The sequence below is a fragment of the Microbacterium sp. 2MCAF23 genome, assembly GCF_052115565.1.
GTDB lineage: Bacteria > Actinomycetota > Actinomycetes > Actinomycetales > Microbacteriaceae > Microbacterium.
Map to the genome: position 1 here is coordinate 70,826 of NZ_JBFRGY010000002.1, position 16,262 is coordinate 87,087.

At 70.9% G+C, this 16,262-nt stretch carries 13 protein-coding genes and 1 tRNA gene; 9 read left to right on the forward strand and 5 right to left on the reverse strand.

Features of this window, described 5'->3' with window-relative positions; genetic code table 11:
- The first annotated feature begins 43 nt into the window (after positions 1-43).
- The 5 genes from AB4078_RS01850 (at position 44) to AB4078_RS01870 (ending at position 6,786) form a co-directional block, all read left to right on the forward strand.
- Positions 44-970, forward strand: a complete 927-nt coding sequence (locus AB4078_RS01850) for a LysR family transcriptional regulator (RefSeq protein WP_441975743.1) — start codon at positions 44-46, stop codon at positions 968-970.
- Between the two features lie 109 nt (positions 971-1,079).
- A tRNA-Ala gene (locus AB4078_RS01855) sits at positions 1,080-1,155 on the forward strand.
- Between the two features lie 98 nt (positions 1,156-1,253).
- Complete coding sequence (locus AB4078_RS01860; protein WP_441975744.1) at positions 1,254-2,720, forward strand: DUF3375 domain-containing protein; 1,467 nt, start codon at positions 1,254-1,256, stop codon at positions 2,718-2,720.
- Positions 2,717-3,433 (forward strand): DUF4194 domain-containing protein, encoded by a 717-nt coding sequence (locus AB4078_RS01865; protein WP_441975745.1) that lies wholly within the window; start codon positions 2,717-2,719, stop codon positions 3,431-3,433. The genes AB4078_RS01860 and AB4078_RS01865 overlap by 4 nt, the downstream gene beginning before the upstream one ends.
- Positions 3,430-6,786, forward strand: coding sequence for an ATP-binding protein (locus AB4078_RS01870; protein WP_441975746.1), 3,357 nt, complete (start codon positions 3,430-3,432; stop codon positions 6,784-6,786). Before AB4078_RS01865 ends, AB4078_RS01870 begins: the two co-directional genes overlap by 4 nt.
- 48 nt (positions 6,787-6,834) lie before the next feature.
- Here AB4078_RS01870 and AB4078_RS01875 read toward each other — a convergent pair whose 3' ends face one another.
- A complete protein-coding gene (locus AB4078_RS01875; protein WP_441975747.1) occupies positions 6,835-7,071 on the reverse strand; it encodes a hypothetical protein in 237 nt (78 codons plus the stop codon).
- An 85-nt stretch (positions 7,072-7,156) separates the two neighbouring features.
- On the opposite strand from AB4078_RS01875, the gene AB4078_RS01880 reads away from it, so the two are divergent.
- Positions 7,157-8,185 (forward strand): helix-turn-helix domain-containing protein, encoded by a 1,029-nt coding sequence (locus AB4078_RS01880; RefSeq protein WP_441975748.1) that lies wholly within the window; start codon positions 7,157-7,159, stop codon positions 8,183-8,185.
- 139 nt (positions 8,186-8,324) lie between these two features.
- The gene (locus AB4078_RS01885) at positions 8,325-9,845 is read left to right on the forward strand and encodes an RNA polymerase sigma factor (protein WP_441975749.1); all 1,521 of its coding nucleotides are present in this window, start codon (positions 8,325-8,327) and stop codon (positions 9,843-9,845) included.
- Here the strand turns inward: AB4078_RS01885 and AB4078_RS01890 are convergent.
- Positions 9,842-10,123, reverse strand: coding sequence for a hypothetical protein (locus AB4078_RS01890; protein ID WP_441975750.1), 282 nt, complete (start codon positions 10,121-10,123; stop codon positions 9,842-9,844). The two genes, AB4078_RS01885 and AB4078_RS01890, sit on opposite strands and share 4 nt — an antisense overlap.
- A 169-nt stretch (positions 10,124-10,292) precedes the next feature.
- On the opposite strand from AB4078_RS01890, the gene AB4078_RS01895 reads away from it, so the two are divergent.
- The gene (locus tag AB4078_RS01895; protein ID WP_441975751.1) at positions 10,293-11,366 is read left to right on the forward strand and encodes an NAD(P)-binding domain-containing protein; all 1,074 of its coding nucleotides are present in this window, start codon (positions 10,293-10,295) and stop codon (positions 11,364-11,366) included.
- 134 nt (positions 11,367-11,500) lie between these two features.
- Here AB4078_RS01895 and AB4078_RS01900 read toward each other — a convergent pair whose 3' ends face one another.
- Positions 11,501-12,784 carry a threonine/serine exporter family protein gene (locus tag AB4078_RS01900; protein WP_440731560.1) on the reverse strand — a complete coding sequence of 428 codons (1,284 nt, stop codon included), beginning with the start codon at positions 12,782-12,784 and terminating at the stop codon, positions 11,501-11,503.
- Positions 12,785-12,854: 70 nt separating this feature from the next.
- On the opposite strand from AB4078_RS01900, the gene AB4078_RS01905 reads away from it, so the two are divergent.
- Positions 12,855-14,066 (forward strand): glycoside hydrolase family 3 N-terminal domain-containing protein, encoded by a 1,212-nt coding sequence (locus tag AB4078_RS01905; protein ID WP_441975752.1) that lies wholly within the window; start codon positions 12,855-12,857, stop codon positions 14,064-14,066.
- 152 nt (positions 14,067-14,218) lie between these two features.
- Here AB4078_RS01905 and AB4078_RS01910 read toward each other — a convergent pair whose 3' ends face one another.
- Together AB4078_RS01910 and AB4078_RS01915 are read right to left on the reverse strand one after the other, a co-directional pair.
- Complete coding sequence (locus AB4078_RS01910; protein WP_441975753.1) at positions 14,219-15,160, reverse strand: 3-methyladenine DNA glycosylase; 942 nt, start codon at positions 15,158-15,160, stop codon at positions 14,219-14,221.
- The gene (locus AB4078_RS01915; RefSeq protein ID WP_441975754.1) at positions 15,157-16,215 is read right to left on the reverse strand and encodes an App1 family protein; all 1,059 of its coding nucleotides are present in this window, start codon (positions 16,213-16,215) and stop codon (positions 15,157-15,159) included. The genes AB4078_RS01910 and AB4078_RS01915 overlap by 4 nt, the downstream gene beginning before the upstream one ends.
- Positions 16,216-16,262: the final 47 nt, after the last annotated feature.

Genomic DNA, 16,262 nt, shown 5'->3' on the forward strand with positions numbered 1-16,262 from the left:
CAGCCGCAAGAGAGGCCTGATCCGACATAGGAGGTTGGTTTCAATGCTCGATCTGCGACAGCTGGAAGCACTCCGCGCGGTGCACGCCGAGGGGTCGGTGACCGCCGCCGCGCGACGGCTCGCCTGGGGACAGCCGACCGTCGACTATCACCTCAAGAACCTCGAACGCCTCGTCGGCTCGCCCGTGCTGATCCGCTCGTCGCGCGGCAGCAGGCTGACCCCGGTGGGCACGCTGCTGCTCGAACGGGCGCAGGAGATCCTCACCCTGGGCGAGCGCGCGATCCGGGACGCCAGAGAGCTGACGTCCATGGGGCGGGTGCGTCTGCGCTTCGGGACCTTTCCCACGGCGGGGGCGAAGATCCTGCCGTCGGTCGTTCCCCGGGTCGACGATCTCGGAATCGAAGTCGACGCGATGCTCGAGGAGGTGCCGACCCTCGTGGACCGGATCAATCGCGGAGGACTGGACGCCGCCCTCGTCTATACCGTGCCCGGATACGAGCTGCCGTTCCGGACGCATGTCGCGACTCGGGAGGTGCATCGCGACCCGCTGCTGCTGGCCCTGCCCGCCGGCCATCCGCTCGCGACCCCGAGGCCGATCGACGTGCCGACGCTCCTCACTCTGTGGCAGGAGCGGTGGCTCTTCGCTGCGGCGGGGAACGACCCGATGGACACGATCGTGATCGACGCGTTCGCCGCCCGGGGGCATGCGCTCGACGTCGCGATCCGCACGGACGATTTCCAGGTCATGCTCGGGATGATCGCGGCCCGACTGGCCGTGGGGCTGCTGCCCAGTCTCGCCGTCGGCGGCTCGCATCCCGGGATCGTCCTGCGTCCGATCGAGGATCCGTCCTTCGTGCGCTCCGTTCTCGTGGCGACATCGGCGGAGGGATCGACGCGTGGCCCTTCCACCGCGGTCCGCCAGCTGGTGCTGGCGATCCGGGACGCCTTCAGCGCACTGCCCACTGCGTGACCGTGGGCATGACACGCCCGGCGGCTCGCGGCGGCCCTCTCGATTGGCGCGGCGAGACAGCCATGTTGTAGGCTGAATGAGTTGTCGCGGGAAGCCGCGAACAGCGTCTGGGCCTGTGGCGCAGCTGGTAGCGCACCTGCATGGCATGCAGGGGGTCAGGGGTTCGAGTCCCCTCAGGTCCACCATTGAAAGCCCTCGGTTCGCCGGGGGCTTTCGTCGTCCATCGGATCAGCGGGAGCGAGGGGGCGCGGTACGTGTCGGCGACTGTCGTTGGGGTGCCATCGTGACGGGATCCAGAGCAGAGGGCGCCTATCTGCGCGCGCTCGCGGCGTTCAAGACGCCGACGCTGGATCTGCTCCACGGCCGTTATGCTCCCTTCGTCGTCGCGGCGCTGAGTCAGATGTTCTCCGCCGATCGTCCGACCGTGGCCGTCGCCGACGCGCATGTCGAGGTCGGCGAGATGCTGGACCAGCTGCGTGCGGCGGGCTACGAGGGCGACGACCGACGGCTGCCTTCCACGTCGGGGCGAGAAGTCTGCCGGTACTGGGTCAAGGTCGGCTGGCTCGGTCAGCAGATCGACGGTGACAGCGAGGTCTATCGGCTGACAGCGCACGCCGTGCGCGCGCTGGAGATCGCCGATCTCACGGGCGGCGGCTCTCGCGTCTCCAACTCCCGGGTGCGAACCCTGCTCGAGGCTGTGGAGCGTCTCGCCGGGGACGCGGACGGCGACCCGGCGCGACGCCTCGCGCGGCTGCGTGCCGAGCGAGCGGAGCTCGACGCCCGGATCGTGGCGCTCGAGGACGGTTCGGCGGATCCCGTCCCCGACGATGAGCTGCTCGAAGAGGCCGAGAACGTGCTGCACCTCTCCCGGGGTCTGCCCGCGGACTTCACCCGCGTCGCGGAGTCGATCAAGGCCATGCAGCGCGATGTCATCCGCGATCTGCGCCGCGACGAGCGTCCGACCGGCGAGGTGCTGCGGGAATACCTGCTGCGTGGTCAGCAGGTCATGCAGTCCACGCGCGAGGGACAGGCGTTCGCCGGAGCGCTGCGCCTCATCGGCGATCCTGAGCGGATCGACGCGCTGGCCGATCAGCTGCACGGGCTGCTCGCGCGCCCGTTCGCCCAGCTGCTGGATGTCACCCAGCGAACGGAACTCGACATGATCGGGCGGCGCATGGAACTCGGCGTGCAGGAGGTCCTGACAGCCCAGCGCCGTGCCTCGCACGTCATCGCCGGCCAGGTGCGCACGCATGATCCCGCCCGGGACCGCCAGGTCGACGAACTGCTGCGCGATGTGATCGCCGGCCTGCAGGCGTGGACGCAGACCCGCACCCCTGAGACGCCCGTGGATCCGCTGCGTCGCCTGCCCGTCACGAGCATCGGTCACCTGCGCCAGTCGCTCGGCGACATCCGCCCGCCAGGAGCGCCGGCGGCCCTGGCGACGCAGGGCCAGGAAGTCGAGTTCGTCGATGCCGACACCCGCGCCTGGGGCGGCCCGCACTATACGGAGCTCGAGGAGTACGTCGCCGGGCTCGGCGACCCGTTCGATCTGGGGGAGGCGTTCCAGGCGATCGGCGAGGGTGCCCGCCGCCCGGTCGACCTGCTCGGCCTGCTCGAGATCGCCCACCGCAACGGACTCTCCGACGGGGAAGGCGTATCGATCGTGGAAGCCGTGCGCCCCGACGGCACGGCACGGCGGTTCGCGTTCGGATCCGTGACCGTGCAGGCGAGGAAGGAAGAGCAATCATGACCGATGACCGGACCGGAGCCTCCGGGTTCATCGAGCCCGTCGCGATGGAGGAAGACCTCGCCGAGCTGTTCCCGGGCGACCGCGGAGTACTCGATCCCGAGGTGCGGCGCACTCTCGCGCTGATCCTGCATCGGCGCTTCCTGCTCGCGGACCGCAACCGCACCGAGTGGCGCACTCTTCTGGACCACCAGAGCGTGATCGAATCGCGTCTCAACGACGTCTACATCCGGCTGGTTGTGGACCACGCACGCGGACTCGCTTACAAGCAACAGGTCCGCATCGACGAGCTCGACATCCCGATCCTGCTGCGGGACACGCCCTACACGCGCTCTGAGACCCTCGTGCTCGTGCACCTGCGCACCGTCTACGAGCGCGAGAACGCATCGGGCGAGGCGGCGCCCCGCATCGACATCGAGGACGTGGAGGCGACGGTACTCAGCTACTTCACGGACGCGGACGGCGACATCTCGCGCCGTCAGAAAGCCGTGCGCGACGCGATGCGCAAACTCTCGAACGACGGGATCATCAGCGAGGAGACCACCGGCCGCTTTCGGATCGGACCTCTCGTGGAGGTCGTACTGAGCGCGGAGAAGCTCACCGAGCTGCGCGACTGGCTGCGCGAGACCGCCGCGGCGCGTGTGTCCGGCGCCGAGAGCGTCGCGTTCGACGTCGTCGCGGACGCCGAGGAAGCACTGGAGGACGCCCTCTCATGACGATGATCGACACGCTCTTCGGACTGATCCCCACTGCCTCCCGCGGACAGCAGTGGGTCGCGGAGGATCTGCAGCTCGTGAACTGGGGCGGCTACGACGGCGGACCCCACCGCGTGCGGTTCTCGCCCGCGGCCACGCTGCTCTGCGGCGGATCCGGATCCGGCAAGTCGACGCTCATGGACGCGTACATCGCACTGATGATGCCGCACACCACTCCGTTCAACGGCGCGTCGAACGGCGGTGTCACCGGGCGCCCGCGCGGCGACGAGCAGCGCAACGTGCTCTCCTACGGTCGCGGCAAGCTCGACGAAACGCGCACCGAGGAGGGCACGAAGGTGCAGGTGCTCCGCGGCGACGGGGAGGACACCTGGACCGCGATCGCGATGACGTGGCTCGACCACGACGGCTCGCGCTTCACCGCGGTGCGCGCCTGGTACATCCCGGCCGGCGCACGCGTGCTCGAGGACACGGTGCGCGTGCGCGCCACCACGAACGCCGCGTTCGACCTGGCCGTGCTCGAGCGGGCCGCTGCGCAGCGCCTCACCGATGCCTCCGTGCGCGCCGCAGGCCTGGAGCCGGTGGGCACGGACCGCGAGTTCTCGGCGCGGCTGCACTCGGTGCTGGGCATCGGCGCTGCAGGGTCCGGATCGAATGCGATGAGCCTGCTCGCGCGTATTCAGGCGGGACAGCAGATCACCACGGTCGACGACCTGTACAAGCGACTGGTGCTCGAAGAGCCCGAGACCATGCGCACCGCGGACGCCGTGACGCAGCACTTCGACGAGCTGGAGAGCACGAAGCAGCGGATGCTCGTCGCACGGCAGCAGGTTGCCGCTCTCGAGCCGATCCGCGACCTGCGTCACCGCATCGATGCGGCAGCCGTGCGGATGGCGCTCATCGACGAGGTCGGCGTGTTCGAGGATCCGGACTCGATCGCGTCCCTGTGGCGTGCCGAGCGGCGCATGGACCTGCTCCGCGATGTCGAGGACGAGCTGCGCGATCGCACGCGCACTCTCGATGTGCTCGTGCGCGAGATGCGCGTGCAGGCGGAGGCGGCGGAGGCCGAGCACGACGGACTGCGCGACCTGCTGCGCGAACGGGGCGGTGACAGGCTCGAGACCGCCCAGCGCGAGCTCCGCGGCGTGGAACGTCGCCTCGACGAGGCGCGGACGCTCCGTGCCAGGTTCGACGAGGACGCACGCGCACTCGGCGCCGAGGTGCACGGCCGGACTCAGTTCGAGAAGCTCGTGGCGCGCGCCCGTACGGTGCTCTCCGACGTGGGCGCGAAGGGCCGGGCTCGCGACGCCTGGGCCGATGCACGGCGCGCGCGGGACGCGCTGAAAGCCGAGTTCGTCCAGCGCGAGCGCGCGCTGGACGAGGCCTCGGGGTTCTCGGGAAACATCCCCGGTGACCTGTACCGCTCGCGCGAGCTGCTCGCCGCGGCTGCCGGGCTCGAGCCGCACCAGCTGCCGTTCGTGGGGGAGCTGATCGAGGTCCGCACGGAGTACGAGCCGTGGCGGGAGGCGTTCAATCTGGCCCTCGGAGGCTTCGCGACCACGGTGCTCCTCGACGTCGCCGACCTCGACCGGTTCCGCACCGCGATCGACGGCGTGCGCACACCGCGCCGGCTCACCTACCACGGCGTGCATACAGGCCTCCGCGCGAGCGGCGGGGGAGCGGACGACCGGCTGCCGGGCCGGCTCGATTACGCCGACACCCCGTTCACGGGCTGGCTGCAGGTGCGGCTCGCCGAGCGGTTCGGCTTCGTGTGCGTGCCCACCGCGGCAGATCTCGTACAGCATGAGCAGGCGCTCACCATCGCCGGCCAGATCTCCCGCGGCGATCAGGGTGCGCATGGCGGCCATGGCCGCACGAACGTGCTCGGATTCTCCAACCGCACGCGGCTGCGCGAACTGGAACACACGGTGAGCGAGCTGCGGCCGGCCCTCGATCGCGCCGAGGAGGCGGTCGCCGCGGCCGAGGCGGCACTGGACGGGTTCGATGCTGAGCGCGCTGCCTTCGCGCGCGTCGTGGACGTCATCTGGGATCGGGTCGATGTCGACGCACTGGTCGCCGAGCAGGAGCGCTGGCGCGGCGTGGAGGCCGAGGTCGCCGAGAAGAACCCGGACATCGCCGGGATCGGTGCGCAGATCGAGAAGGCCAAGCGGCTTGCCGGGCAGCTGCGGGAGGAGATCGGCGCAACCGTCGCGGAACGTCAGCACGTCGAGCAGCGCTGGGGGGAGATCACCGACGATGTGGATGCCGGGCAGACCCTCATCGAGGCGGCGGCCGGATCCGGTCGTGCGGTCGACGCCGAGCAGGCGCAGTATCTCGATGCCCGTTTCGCCACGCCCGCATCGGCCAAGGCGGCCCCGTCGGTGCTGCTGGAGCGTTTCGACGGCGCCCTGCAGACCGCCGGCGCGCGGCTGACCGAGGACCGCACGGCGGCGTTCGAGGCCCATCACGAGCAGCGCGAGGCCATGCGCCGCCTGATGACCGGCTTCCTGGAGCGCTGGGAGAACCCGAACCTGCTCGCGGATCCGGATCTGTATGTCGACGACTTCGAGAGCATCCTCACCGCCCTCGAGACAAGCGGTCTGCATCAGCTCGAGAGCGAGTGGCGGGACAGCCTGGTGCACCTGTCCGGCAACGACCTGACGAACCTCGACTCCACGCTCGGACGGGCGCTGCGGGAGATCCGCGAGCGGATCGAGCCGATCAACCGGATCATGCAGGACCTGCCGTTCTACGACGATCACCACCGCCTGCAGATCACCACCCGCGAGAGTCAGTCCGAAGCGCGAAAGCGCTTCCGTCGTGATCTGCGCGAAGTGCGCGGGCTCATCGAAGCAGCCTCGACCGATCAGGAGCGAGAACACGCCTATCGCCGGATGTCTCGGCTCATCGGGCACCTGCGGCGCTCGGCGCCAGATTTCGCCGATCTCATCGACGTGCGCAATCACGTGCGCGTGAGCGCCGAGCGGGTCACCGCCGACACCAAGGCGCATGTCGCGCTCTACGACCACATCGGCGAGAAGTCGGGTGGCGAGTCGCAGGAGCTCATCGCGTTCATCGTCGGCGCAGCTCTGCGGTATCAGCTCGGGGATGCCGGGGCTGAACGCCCGCGGTACGCCCCGGTGTTCATGGACGAGGCCCTCATCAAGGCGGACGCGCACTTCACCAAGCGCGCGATCGGCGCGTGGCGTGGGCTCGGGTTCCAGCTGGTCATCGGGGCACCGAACGACAAGTACAGCGCGATCGAGCCGCACGTCGACGTCGAATACGACATCCTGAAGGACACCCAGGGCCGCTCCTGGGCGAAGCTCAAGGTCGCGATGCCGGAGGTTCGCTGAGCGACCGGCGCGTCGGCTCGATGGCGGCGCCCACGAGAGGGAGCGCCGTCACCAGTCGCTGCGGTCCTGCACGGCACGCAGGTCGCGCAGCGCGCGCGCGTCCTCGCGGGTGGGAGTCGCGCCGCGGCGCAGGACCGCGCGGGGCAGCCACGCGGGCAGGGCCAGGCGCACACGACGGCGTGACGACGGTGTGATCGGTGCGGTTCCCGCGTCGCGGCGCGTCAAGGCGTCCGTGCGGGGTCGCGGGATCCGGAGAGTAGTGGGGGTTGCGCTGGTCTCGGTCATGGCTCTAAAGCTATGACCGCCCGAATCCTGCCACCAGATGGCGGAAAGACTTTTGCCATAAAGATCCAGCCAGTACAATCGCCCCATGCTGCACAGTGTCACTCTCCCCGTGATCGAAGGCCTCGCCGTGTTCGAGTTCGGCCTCCTCACCGAGGTGTTCGGGCTCGACCGCAGCGTCTATTCGGACGTGCCGGCCTTCGACTTCCGCGTGTGCGGGCTCGAGGCCGGGCGGCCCGTGAGCACGCAGGTGGGCGCCCAGGTCATCCCGGAACACGGACTCGAGGCGATGGAGCACGCGGACGTGATCGCGGTGCCCGCGGTCCGGGTGCGCCCGGAGGAGGAGTATCCGGTCGAACTGCTCGACGCGCTCCGCCGGGCGTCGGCTCGCGGCGCCATCCTGCTGAGCGCGTGCTCCGGGGCTTTCCTGCTCGGTGCCGCGGGGCTGCTCGACGGGCGGCCGTGCACCACGCACTGGCGGTATGCGGAGGAGCTGCAGCGTCGCCATCCCAGTGCCCGTGTCGATCCCGATGTGCTCTTCGTGGATGACGGCGATCTGATCACGAGCGCGGGCACTGCGGCGGGCATCGACGCGAGCCTGCACCTGGTGCGACGCGAGCTCGGCAGCGGGATCGCGAACGTGATCGCCCGCAACATGGTCGTGCCGCCGCAGCGCGACGGCGGGCAGCGGCAGTACATCAGCCGGCCGGTGCCGGAAGCGGAGTGCGATGCGCTGGTCGACGTCCTCGCCTTCATGAACGCCCGGCTCGCCGAGCAGCACTCTGTGGCGTCGCTCGCACAGCGCGCCCACATGTCCACCCGCACGTTCGCGCGGAGGTTCGTGGCAGAGACCGGCGTCACGCCCATGCAGTGGCTGATCTCTCAGCGCGTGCTGCACGCCCGGCTGGTCCTGGAGACGAGCGATGCGTCGATCGAGGAGATCGCCGCGAGCTGCGGGTTCGGCAGCGCGACGCTGTTCCGGCATCACTTCACGCGTGAGGTCGGGATCGCGCCGACGGCCTACCGCCGCACCTTCGCCTGCGATGCGCCCGATGCCGATGCCGATGCCGAGGCCGCTGGTGAGCGAGCCGGACGCGAATTGCTGTCCCTCGGCTAGAGTCGGCCCGCTGGTCCCGCCGGACAGCCGGCACGTCAACAGAGCGAGCCTGAGCGCGCCACGCGCACGAGCACCAAGACGAGGATCCGGCGACGGGATGACAGACTGAAGTCGGTCCGCACGTCTTCGGGAGGAACCCATGCACGAGGTTCGCAGCGATGCGGAGCTGCTTCGTGCCGTGCGGGACGGCGACGGCGGCGCTTACGAGGTGCTGTGGCAGCGGCATTTCGACGCGGCTCTGCGCTACGCCGGGCACCTGTATCCGTCCCGGGCGGAGGACCTCGTGTCGGAGTCCTTCCTCGCGATCTACCAGCAGGTGCGAACCAGCCAGAAGGGACCGGAGTTCGCGTTCCGGCTGTACCTGCGGTCGGTGATCCGCAACACGTCCATCCGGTGGCGCAGAGACGCCGCTCGCGTGCTCGACGCGGAGGACCTCGACGAGGCGGACCCGCGGGATGGTCTCCGCCACGTCGAGCGCGAGTCCGACTCCGCGGAAGTGCTCGCCGCGTTCGGCGCGCTTCCTGATCGCTGGCAGCGCGTGCTCTGGCTCTCCGAGGTCGACCAGGCGCGCCGCCCCGAGATCGCCCGCGCGCTGGGGATCAAACCGAACGCGGTGTCTGCGCTGCAGCGTCGCGCCCGCGCGGGGATGAAGCACCAATGGCTGCTGCAGCAGGTTCCGGTGTCGCTGCGCGGCGATCACGCGCACGTCGCACGGCTGCTCCCTCGGCACCTGGCGCAGCCTCGGAACGCGGCCCTCGCTGCGGAGGTCGCCGCGCACCTGATCACCTGCGTGCTCTGCGAAGACCTGCTCGTCGGCATGCGCTCGTCCGTCGCGCGAGCGCAGGGCGGGGCGCTGGCCGCAGTCCTGGTGGGTGCAGCCGGCGCCGGACTGCCGATCACCGCGTCGCTCAGCGGCGGGACGGCCGCCGCGGCCGCCACCACGACGGCCGCCGGGGCGGGCCTGCTCGCATGGATCTTCGGCGGGGGCGTCAGCGCGGCCACCGTCGGGAGCCTCGTGCTGACGGCGCTCGTCACTGCGGCGCCACCGGTCGCACCGCCGGTCGACGCCCAGAGCAGTCCCGCGCCCGCGCTCACGGTCTCGCCTGCACCACCCGCGCCTGCGCAGGCGATGCGCGCCGTCCCCGCCGTCGACACGCCCCCGGCTTCCGTCGACGTCCCGCAGGAACCCGCACTGGTACGAGCACCGGGTCCGGCCCTCGCACCGTCTCCAGTCCCCGTACCGGTGACGCCGCCTGCAGCTGTGGCGCCGAGCCCCCCGATCGCGGAGCTGCCGGGCGCGGGGGTGCGGGTCGCCGGGACGGTGTCCGCCGAGGTGGCGCCGACGACGGTCGCGGCCGCCTGCGCCGTGGAGTTCTCGTCCGGAACGGACGAACCCGCCGTGACTGCGACGGCCGAGCCGGCCGCCGCAGCCGACATGTCCGCCGCGTTCGACGCGACTGCGACGACGGACGTGGCCACGACGTCCGACGCGACTGCCCCCACTGCGACGACCGCTGCGGTCGGGGTGGGCATCGTCGTGCTGCCGATCAGCGCGGGTGGTGGCGAGTTCTCGGCAACGGCAACGGCAACGGCAACGGCGTCGGCATCGGCGGACGCCTGGAGCGGGCTCTCGCTCGGACTGAGCGTGGTGCTTCCCTAGGCGCGGACCGAGCCGATCGCCCTGCGAGCCATCGTGTGGGGATGCTCGGCGGCGCGAGGGCCGCTCCTCGTGCAGGACGGCATCGGACTCGCTGCCGCAGCCTCGGCCATGTCGTCGGCAGCCGCGGCCGCCATGATGACGGCCAGATCCCACGCAGCGCCGAGTCGCACCGGCCTCTGGTCGATCGTCCGCTCGACCGGTTCGACCGATCCACCCGGTTCGACCGATCCATCCGGTTCGGGCTCGGATCCGTCAGCCGGCATCTCGGGGTTGCGCATTTCATCCTCCCTCGTGGTCGGCCCGTGGGAGCCCACCTTCGGGCCCGAACGGGCCATCGACCAAGAGAGTCCGTCGCGCGCGGAAAGTGACGCGTCCCGGCGAGGATCCCGGTGAAGTCGGAGGATCGGCGCAGGGAACAGCGGAAGCGCTCGGGACGTTGCACACGCCGTGGACATCCTCGACAGCATCGTGATCGGCGCCGGTCAGGCCGGCCTGTCGAGCTCCTACCACCTGCGTCGGCTCGGCATCGAGCACGTGGTCCTGGACGCGGACGAGGCGGCGGGCGGGGCCTGGCAGCACCGCTGGGACGCTCTCACGATGCAGGACGTGCACGGCGTGGCCGAGCTTCCCGGATCCGTTCCGCCTCCGCGCACGAGCGAGCAGGCGAACCTCGCAGTGCCGTCGTACTTCGCCGCGTACGAGCGCGCCCATGATCTGCCGGTGATCCGGCCGGTGCACGTCGAGCGCGTGACGGACGAGGACGGGATCCTCGTGGTGCACGCCGGCGACCGCGCCTGGTGCTCGCGCACCCTCGTCAACGCCACAGGCACCTGGACGCAGCCGTTCCTGCCGCACTACCCGGGCATGGAGACGTTCCTCGGCGAGCAGTTGCACACCGTCGACTACCCGGGGCCGGAGCATTTCCGCGGAAAGCGGGTACTCGTGGTCGGAGGCGGAGCCTCGGCCGTGCAGTTCCTGGGGGCCCTCGCCCCGATCACCGACGTGCTGTGGGCCACACGTCGCCCTCCGGTGTGGCGCACCGACGACTTCACTCCCGAGGCGGGAGCTGCCGCGGTGGCGCTCGTCGAGCAGCGTGTCGCGCAGGGGCTGGCTCCGCAGAGCGTGGTCAGCGTGACCGGCCTCATGCTGCGACCGCAGGAGCAGGCGGCGGCGCGGCTCGGCGTCTACGACGCGCGCCGGCCCATGTTCGAGCGCGTGGAGCCGGACGGCGTGCGCTGGGCGGACGGTTCGTTCGAACCCGTGGACGTGATCCTGTGGGCCACCGGCTTCCGGCCCGCGATCGGCCACCTCGCCCCGCTGCATCTGCGCAGCGAGCGCGGCGGTATTCAGCTCGATCGCAACGGGCGGGGCACGACAGCGGTGAAGGACCCGCGGATCCAGCTCGTGGGTTACGGACCCTCCGCCAGCACCATCGGCGCGAACCGCGCGGGCCGGACCGCGGCACGAGGCGTGCAGCGGTATCTCGCGCGAGCGCGAGCGGAGCAGGTCCCGGTTCCCTGACGCGTCGCGGATCTGGGAACGGGATCTCGTATCTCGGATCCGCTCGGTGGTCGCGAATTGCGGCATAGAACCCGGCAGAACCGCACTTTACGACCAGTGAGCCTCAAGGGAGCGACCAGTGAGCCTCGAGGCGATCAGCGGATGATGCGGATCGAACCGGTCATGGTGGTCGCCGAGACGGGGCGCGTGATGCGCAGCAGATCGGCGAGCAGCGCGCCGACCTTGGTCCCGATGCACAGGCTGATGAAGATCATCGGCGCGGCGGCGAGCGCCGCGGCATCGAACGACGCGAGGGCCACGAGCCCGACCGTGCCCGGGACCAGCAGCAGGAACGCCGGCTGGAACGACACCGTCGCGGGAACCGCCAGCGTCACCCGCTCCAGCACGCGCGCGGCGAGGAACAGCAGCCCGGCGGTGATCCCCGTGGCGATCGTGCTTCCCGTGAACGGGCTCAGCAGCATGAGCGCCGCGTAGGTGCAGATCATCACGATCACGGTGGCGATCGTGAGGCGGAATCCGGATCCGAAGCTCAGCCCGATCCCGATCGCGAGCACCACCACGCCGACCCAGCTCCAGGCGAGCGGTGGGACGGCCTCCCAGCCTCCGTGCCCGGTGACCAGCGACGTCTCGCCGACGAGGGCGGCGGAGCGCGGGTCCACCCTGAGCCCGGTCGCCGCGGCGCCCGTGAAGATCCCTGCGGCCATGAACGTGAGCATGATCAGGCCGTACACCAGGCGGGATGCCCCGGTGACGATGTCGGCTGCGGTGAGCTCCAGCAGCGCGTTCGTGATGAGAGCGCCGGGCACGAGCAGGGCCACCGGCGCGCACACCGCGAACAGCGGCACCGCGCCGAAGTCGAGCCGATCGGCGACCACGCCGACGACGAGGGTGGAGATGAGCGAGGCGACGAAGGGCACCACGGCCGCCGCCGCCCGGATGCGCTCCGTCGCCATCACGATCGCCGCGACCAGCCCGCCGACGAGCAGGGCCAGCACGACCGCCCACCACGGGCAGCGGAACAGCACGGCGAGCCCCGCCGCCAGCAGCCCACCGCCGAGCGTCGTCTGCAGCACAGGGTGGCGGCGTTCCAGGCCGCGGATGTGCGCGATGTGCGCCGGCACCTGGTCCAGCGTGACGCGACCCGCCTCCAGCCGCCGCGCGAGGCGTGAGGCGTGCGCAGTCTGACGGAACGTCAGCACGGGTCCTCCGCCGGCTGAGATCGTCGTGGCCCCCGGAACTCCGGGGCGACTGACGAAGACATGCTCGGGGAGGACGGCGAATGCCAGGTCGGTACCGGGTGCGGTCGCGTCGCGGGCGCGTTCGAGCGTGCCGCGCACATCGGTCACGGACACGCCGGTGTCCAGCAGCAGCGCGCCGAGATCGCCGAGTGCGACGTCGGGGGAGATCGGGTCGGACATCACCTGAAATCGTAGGACCTGCGCCGCCCGCACGACGAAGGCGCTCAGAGGGGCCGCCTAGTCTGGAGGCATGCGGTTGTCCTCGACCCGAGCCCACGAGCCGCACCCGGCCCGCCGACGCGGGGGTGTCGTGCTCCTGCTGCTCTCGACGCTGCTCGCCGGCGTGGCGTGCGCGCCCGGTGGCTCCTCGCACCGGCCCGCCGCCCCGACCACCTCGGCCGCGCCGGCCGCGACTCCCGCACCGTCGTCCTCGGCTGACAATCGATCCCGAGCCCAGGAGATCCTGAGCCTGATGGATCTCGCTCAGCAGGCGGCCTGTCTGGTGATGGGGAACGTGCCGGGCACGGATCCGGCTCCGATGCGAGCGATGATGGGCGGCGGCTTCGGCGGGTTCATCCTGATGGGCTCCAACATGCCCGCCACTCCCGACGAGCTGCACGCGATGACCGCGGCGCTCACGGTCGATCCGGGGCTGCCGCCATTGATCGCCACGGACGAGGAGGGCGGCGACGTCGTGCGGCTGCCCTGGGACGACCAGCCGGGCGCGGACGTTCTCAAGGCGCAACCTGCGGACGCCACCAGGGTCGCGTTCGGCCAGCGCGGGACGCTGCTTGCGCAATCGGGGGTGACGGTCAACTTCGGCGTGGTCGCGGATGTTGCGCAGTCGCCGGAGTCGTTCATCTACGCCCGTTCGTTCGGGACGGACCCGGCCGCGGCCGCCGAACGGGTCGACGCCGCCGTGCGCGGGCAGGCGCCCTGGGTCTCGGCCACGCTCAAGCACTTCCCCGGGCACGGCGCCGCCGAAGGGGACTCGCACCACATGATCCCGAGCACCGGGATGGACCTGGCGACGTGGCGGGCACAGGTCGCGCCGCCGTTCCTCTCCGGAATCAGGGCGGGTGCGCCGATCGTCATGATGGGGCATCTCGCGTACACCGCCGTCGATGCACAGCCCGCGTCCCTGTCGCCACGCTGGCATCAGATCCTGCGCGATGACCTCGGCTTCCGGGGTGTCATCGTCACCGACGACCTCGACATGCTGGTCGACTCCGGTGAGCCCGCCTATGCCGATGAGGTGGCCGACGCCGTGCAGTCGGTCGCGGCCGGGAGCGATCTCGTGCTGGCGCTCGACGGCGCGGGGCCGGACACCGCGCAGAAGATCGCAGACGGGCTGGTTGCGGCCGTGCGCAGCGGGGCCCTCCCCGCCGAGCGCCTCAGCGAGGCCGCCTCCCGGGTGGTCGCCCTCCGGCTCGACATCGCGGATCGCAGCAGGGGGCGTTGAGCGACGGCACGCCGGTGCCGAGCGCACCTCGTTCACTGGTCGCAGATTGCGGCTCAGCGTCGCGGAGAACGACAATTCGCGACAAGTGAGCAGGGGAGAACCGAGGGAGCATTCTTGCGGGGGTGCGGGTGAAGGAGCTGAGCGGGAAGGCGTCAGCCCAGCCAGGCCTCGAGGATCCGTGCGCGCAGAGTGTTGCCGCGCTCGGCGAACTCGCGCTGCCGGCGCACGTACTCGGCCTTGCCCTCCGCCGTCTCGATCCGCACCGGCTCGACGCCCCAGTCGCTCAGGTCGTACGGGGCGGCCTCCATGTCCAGGATCCGGATGTCGCGGGACAGCTCGAACGCGTCCAGCAGGATCTCGCCCTCCACGAGCGGTCCGAGCTTCATGGCCCACTTGTAGACGTCCATGCCCGCATGAAGGCATCCGGGCTGCTCGAGGAGCGGCTGTGTCTCGCGGGTCGGGGCGAGCCGGTTGCGCGGCACCGCCTCCGGCGTGAAGAACCGGTACGCGTCGATGTGCGTGCAGCGCAGTTCGCCCTGCTCCACAACCGCATCGGTGCCGGCCTGGCCCAGACGCAGCGGCACCTCATGCCGGTGCTCCGGCGTGCGATAGACCATTGCCCATTCGTGCAGGCCGAAGCAGCCGAACTGGCCGGCACGGGCGGCGGTACGCGCGAGCATCGCGTGCACGAGACGCGCGAGCTCAGGCTTCTCCGCGGCGAAGGCCGCCGCGTCGGGCATGACCGCAGATCCGGGAACCGCCGCCGGTGCGGGGGAGTACCAGCGCCACTGCGCACGCTCGGAGGCATCCTCCAGCACGACGCCCGCCCCGGGGTGCCACCGGCGCAGCTGTCCCGGTTTGTAGCCGTAATACGTGAACAGGAAGTCGTGGACCGGGTGCTTCTCGCGGCGCGCCTGGCGGGCGCGGTGCTCCGCCGTCAGCGCGTCGGCGCGCTCGGCATGGGCATCTGCGCGGGCGGACCAGGTCCCGCGGTCGAGACGGGCGCGCACGACCGTGGCGGCGATCGCGCTCTCCGAAGTCGGGGGAGCCGAAGTCGGGGGAGCAAGGGCCGGTGTCCCGGCGGCGCGGCTCATGACTCGGAATGCACGACGCCGACGTCGATGAGCTCGTCGAGGATCCCGGCGCCGTCCTCCGCGCTCACCCAGGGGGCGAGGTCCTCGTCGCGCGCCTCGGCATCGGCCGCGTCACCGTCGGCGCGAGCCGCGGCGCGGCGGCCGGCGAGCACGCCTTCGGCCGGAAGCAGCCGACGGATCGCGACCGCGGCGACGTTCTCGGGGTGCTCGACGAGGAACTGGCCGTAGATGGCCTCGTCGTGCTGTCCGTCGTCGCCGATCAGCAGCCACCGCATGTGCGGGAACTCGTCGGCGAGTCGTCCGAGGTTCTGCAGCTTGTGCTCGCGCCCGCTGCGGAACCAGCGCTCGTGGGTGGGGCCCCAGTCGGTGAGCAGCATGGATCCAGCCGGGAACAGGTGCCGCGAGAGGAACCGATTCAGCGTCGGCGCGACGTTCCAGGCGCCCGTGGAGAGGTAGATCATCGGCGACCCCGGGTTGTCCCGCATGAGCCGCTCGAGCAGCACCGCCATTCCGGGGACCGGGGTGCGGGCGTGCTCGTCGACCACGAAGGAGTTCCACGCCGCGATCAACGGACGCGGCAGAGCGGTCACCATGACCGTGTCGTCGACATCGGAGACCACGCCGAAGCGCACGTCCTCTGCGACGACGAAGATCCGCGCGGGGGTCGCTTCCTGCCCTTCGACCGACATCGTCACCTGCTGCCACCCGCTGGGCAGGTCGGCCTCGATCCGGCAGTCGATGACCCCGCCGCGATCGGCCGCGACCTCGTGCGTGCGTCCCGCCACGGTGATCGTGACAGTGGCGAAGCTCACCGGGATGCCCACGAAGCTGCGCCAGCCGCGCACGCTCGCGTCCTTGCCCCGCCCACGCGTCTTCGGCAGGATCAGTACGCGGCCGACTACCCGGATCCAGCCGGGTCCGCCGTAGCCCGGGAACGGCACCACCGTGGCGGTGCGGCCCCGTCTGCGGGCGCGCCGTTCACGCCACGCGTGGAAGCGGTGCTCCAGGCGGGCGAACCAGTGGATCCGCTCCGGTCGTGATGAGGGCGAGGGCATAGCGCGTCTAGTCTTTCACGTCCGCACCCCGATGCAGGCTCCGGGCG

Coding starts and splice junctions, on each gene's coding strand:
- AB4078_RS01850 (WP_441975743.1), top strand. CDS start 44: ATGCTCGATCTGCGACAGCTGGAAGCACTCCGCGCGGTGCACGCCGAG.
- AB4078_RS01865 (WP_441975745.1), top strand. CDS start 2,717: ATGACCGATGACCGGACCGGAGCCTCCGGGTTCATCGAGCCCGTCGCG.
- AB4078_RS01870 (WP_441975746.1), top strand. CDS start 3,430: ATGACGATGATCGACACGCTCTTCGGACTGATCCCCACTGCCTCCCGC.
- AB4078_RS01875 (WP_441975747.1), bottom strand. CDS start 7,071: ATGACCGAGACCAGCGCAACCCCCACTACTCTCCGGATCCCGCGACCC.
- AB4078_RS01880 (WP_441975748.1), top strand. CDS start 7,157: ATGCTGCACAGTGTCACTCTCCCCGTGATCGAAGGCCTCGCCGTGTTC.
- AB4078_RS01885 (WP_441975749.1), top strand. CDS start 8,325: ATGCACGAGGTTCGCAGCGATGCGGAGCTGCTTCGTGCCGTGCGGGAC.
- AB4078_RS01890 (WP_441975750.1), bottom strand. CDS start 10,123: ATGCGCAACCCCGAGATGCCGGCTGACGGATCCGAGCCCGAACCGGAT.
- AB4078_RS01900 (WP_440731560.1), bottom strand. CDS start 12,784: ATGTCCGACCCGATCTCCCCCGACGTCGCACTCGGCGATCTCGGCGCG.
- AB4078_RS01905 (WP_441975752.1), top strand. CDS start 12,855: ATGCGGTTGTCCTCGACCCGAGCCCACGAGCCGCACCCGGCCCGCCGA.
- AB4078_RS01910 (WP_441975753.1), bottom strand. CDS start 15,160: ATGAGCCGCGCCGCCGGGACACCGGCCCTTGCTCCCCCGACTTCGGCT.
- AB4078_RS01915 (WP_441975754.1), bottom strand. CDS start 16,215: ATGCCCTCGCCCTCATCACGACCGGAGCGGATCCACTGGTTCGCCCGC.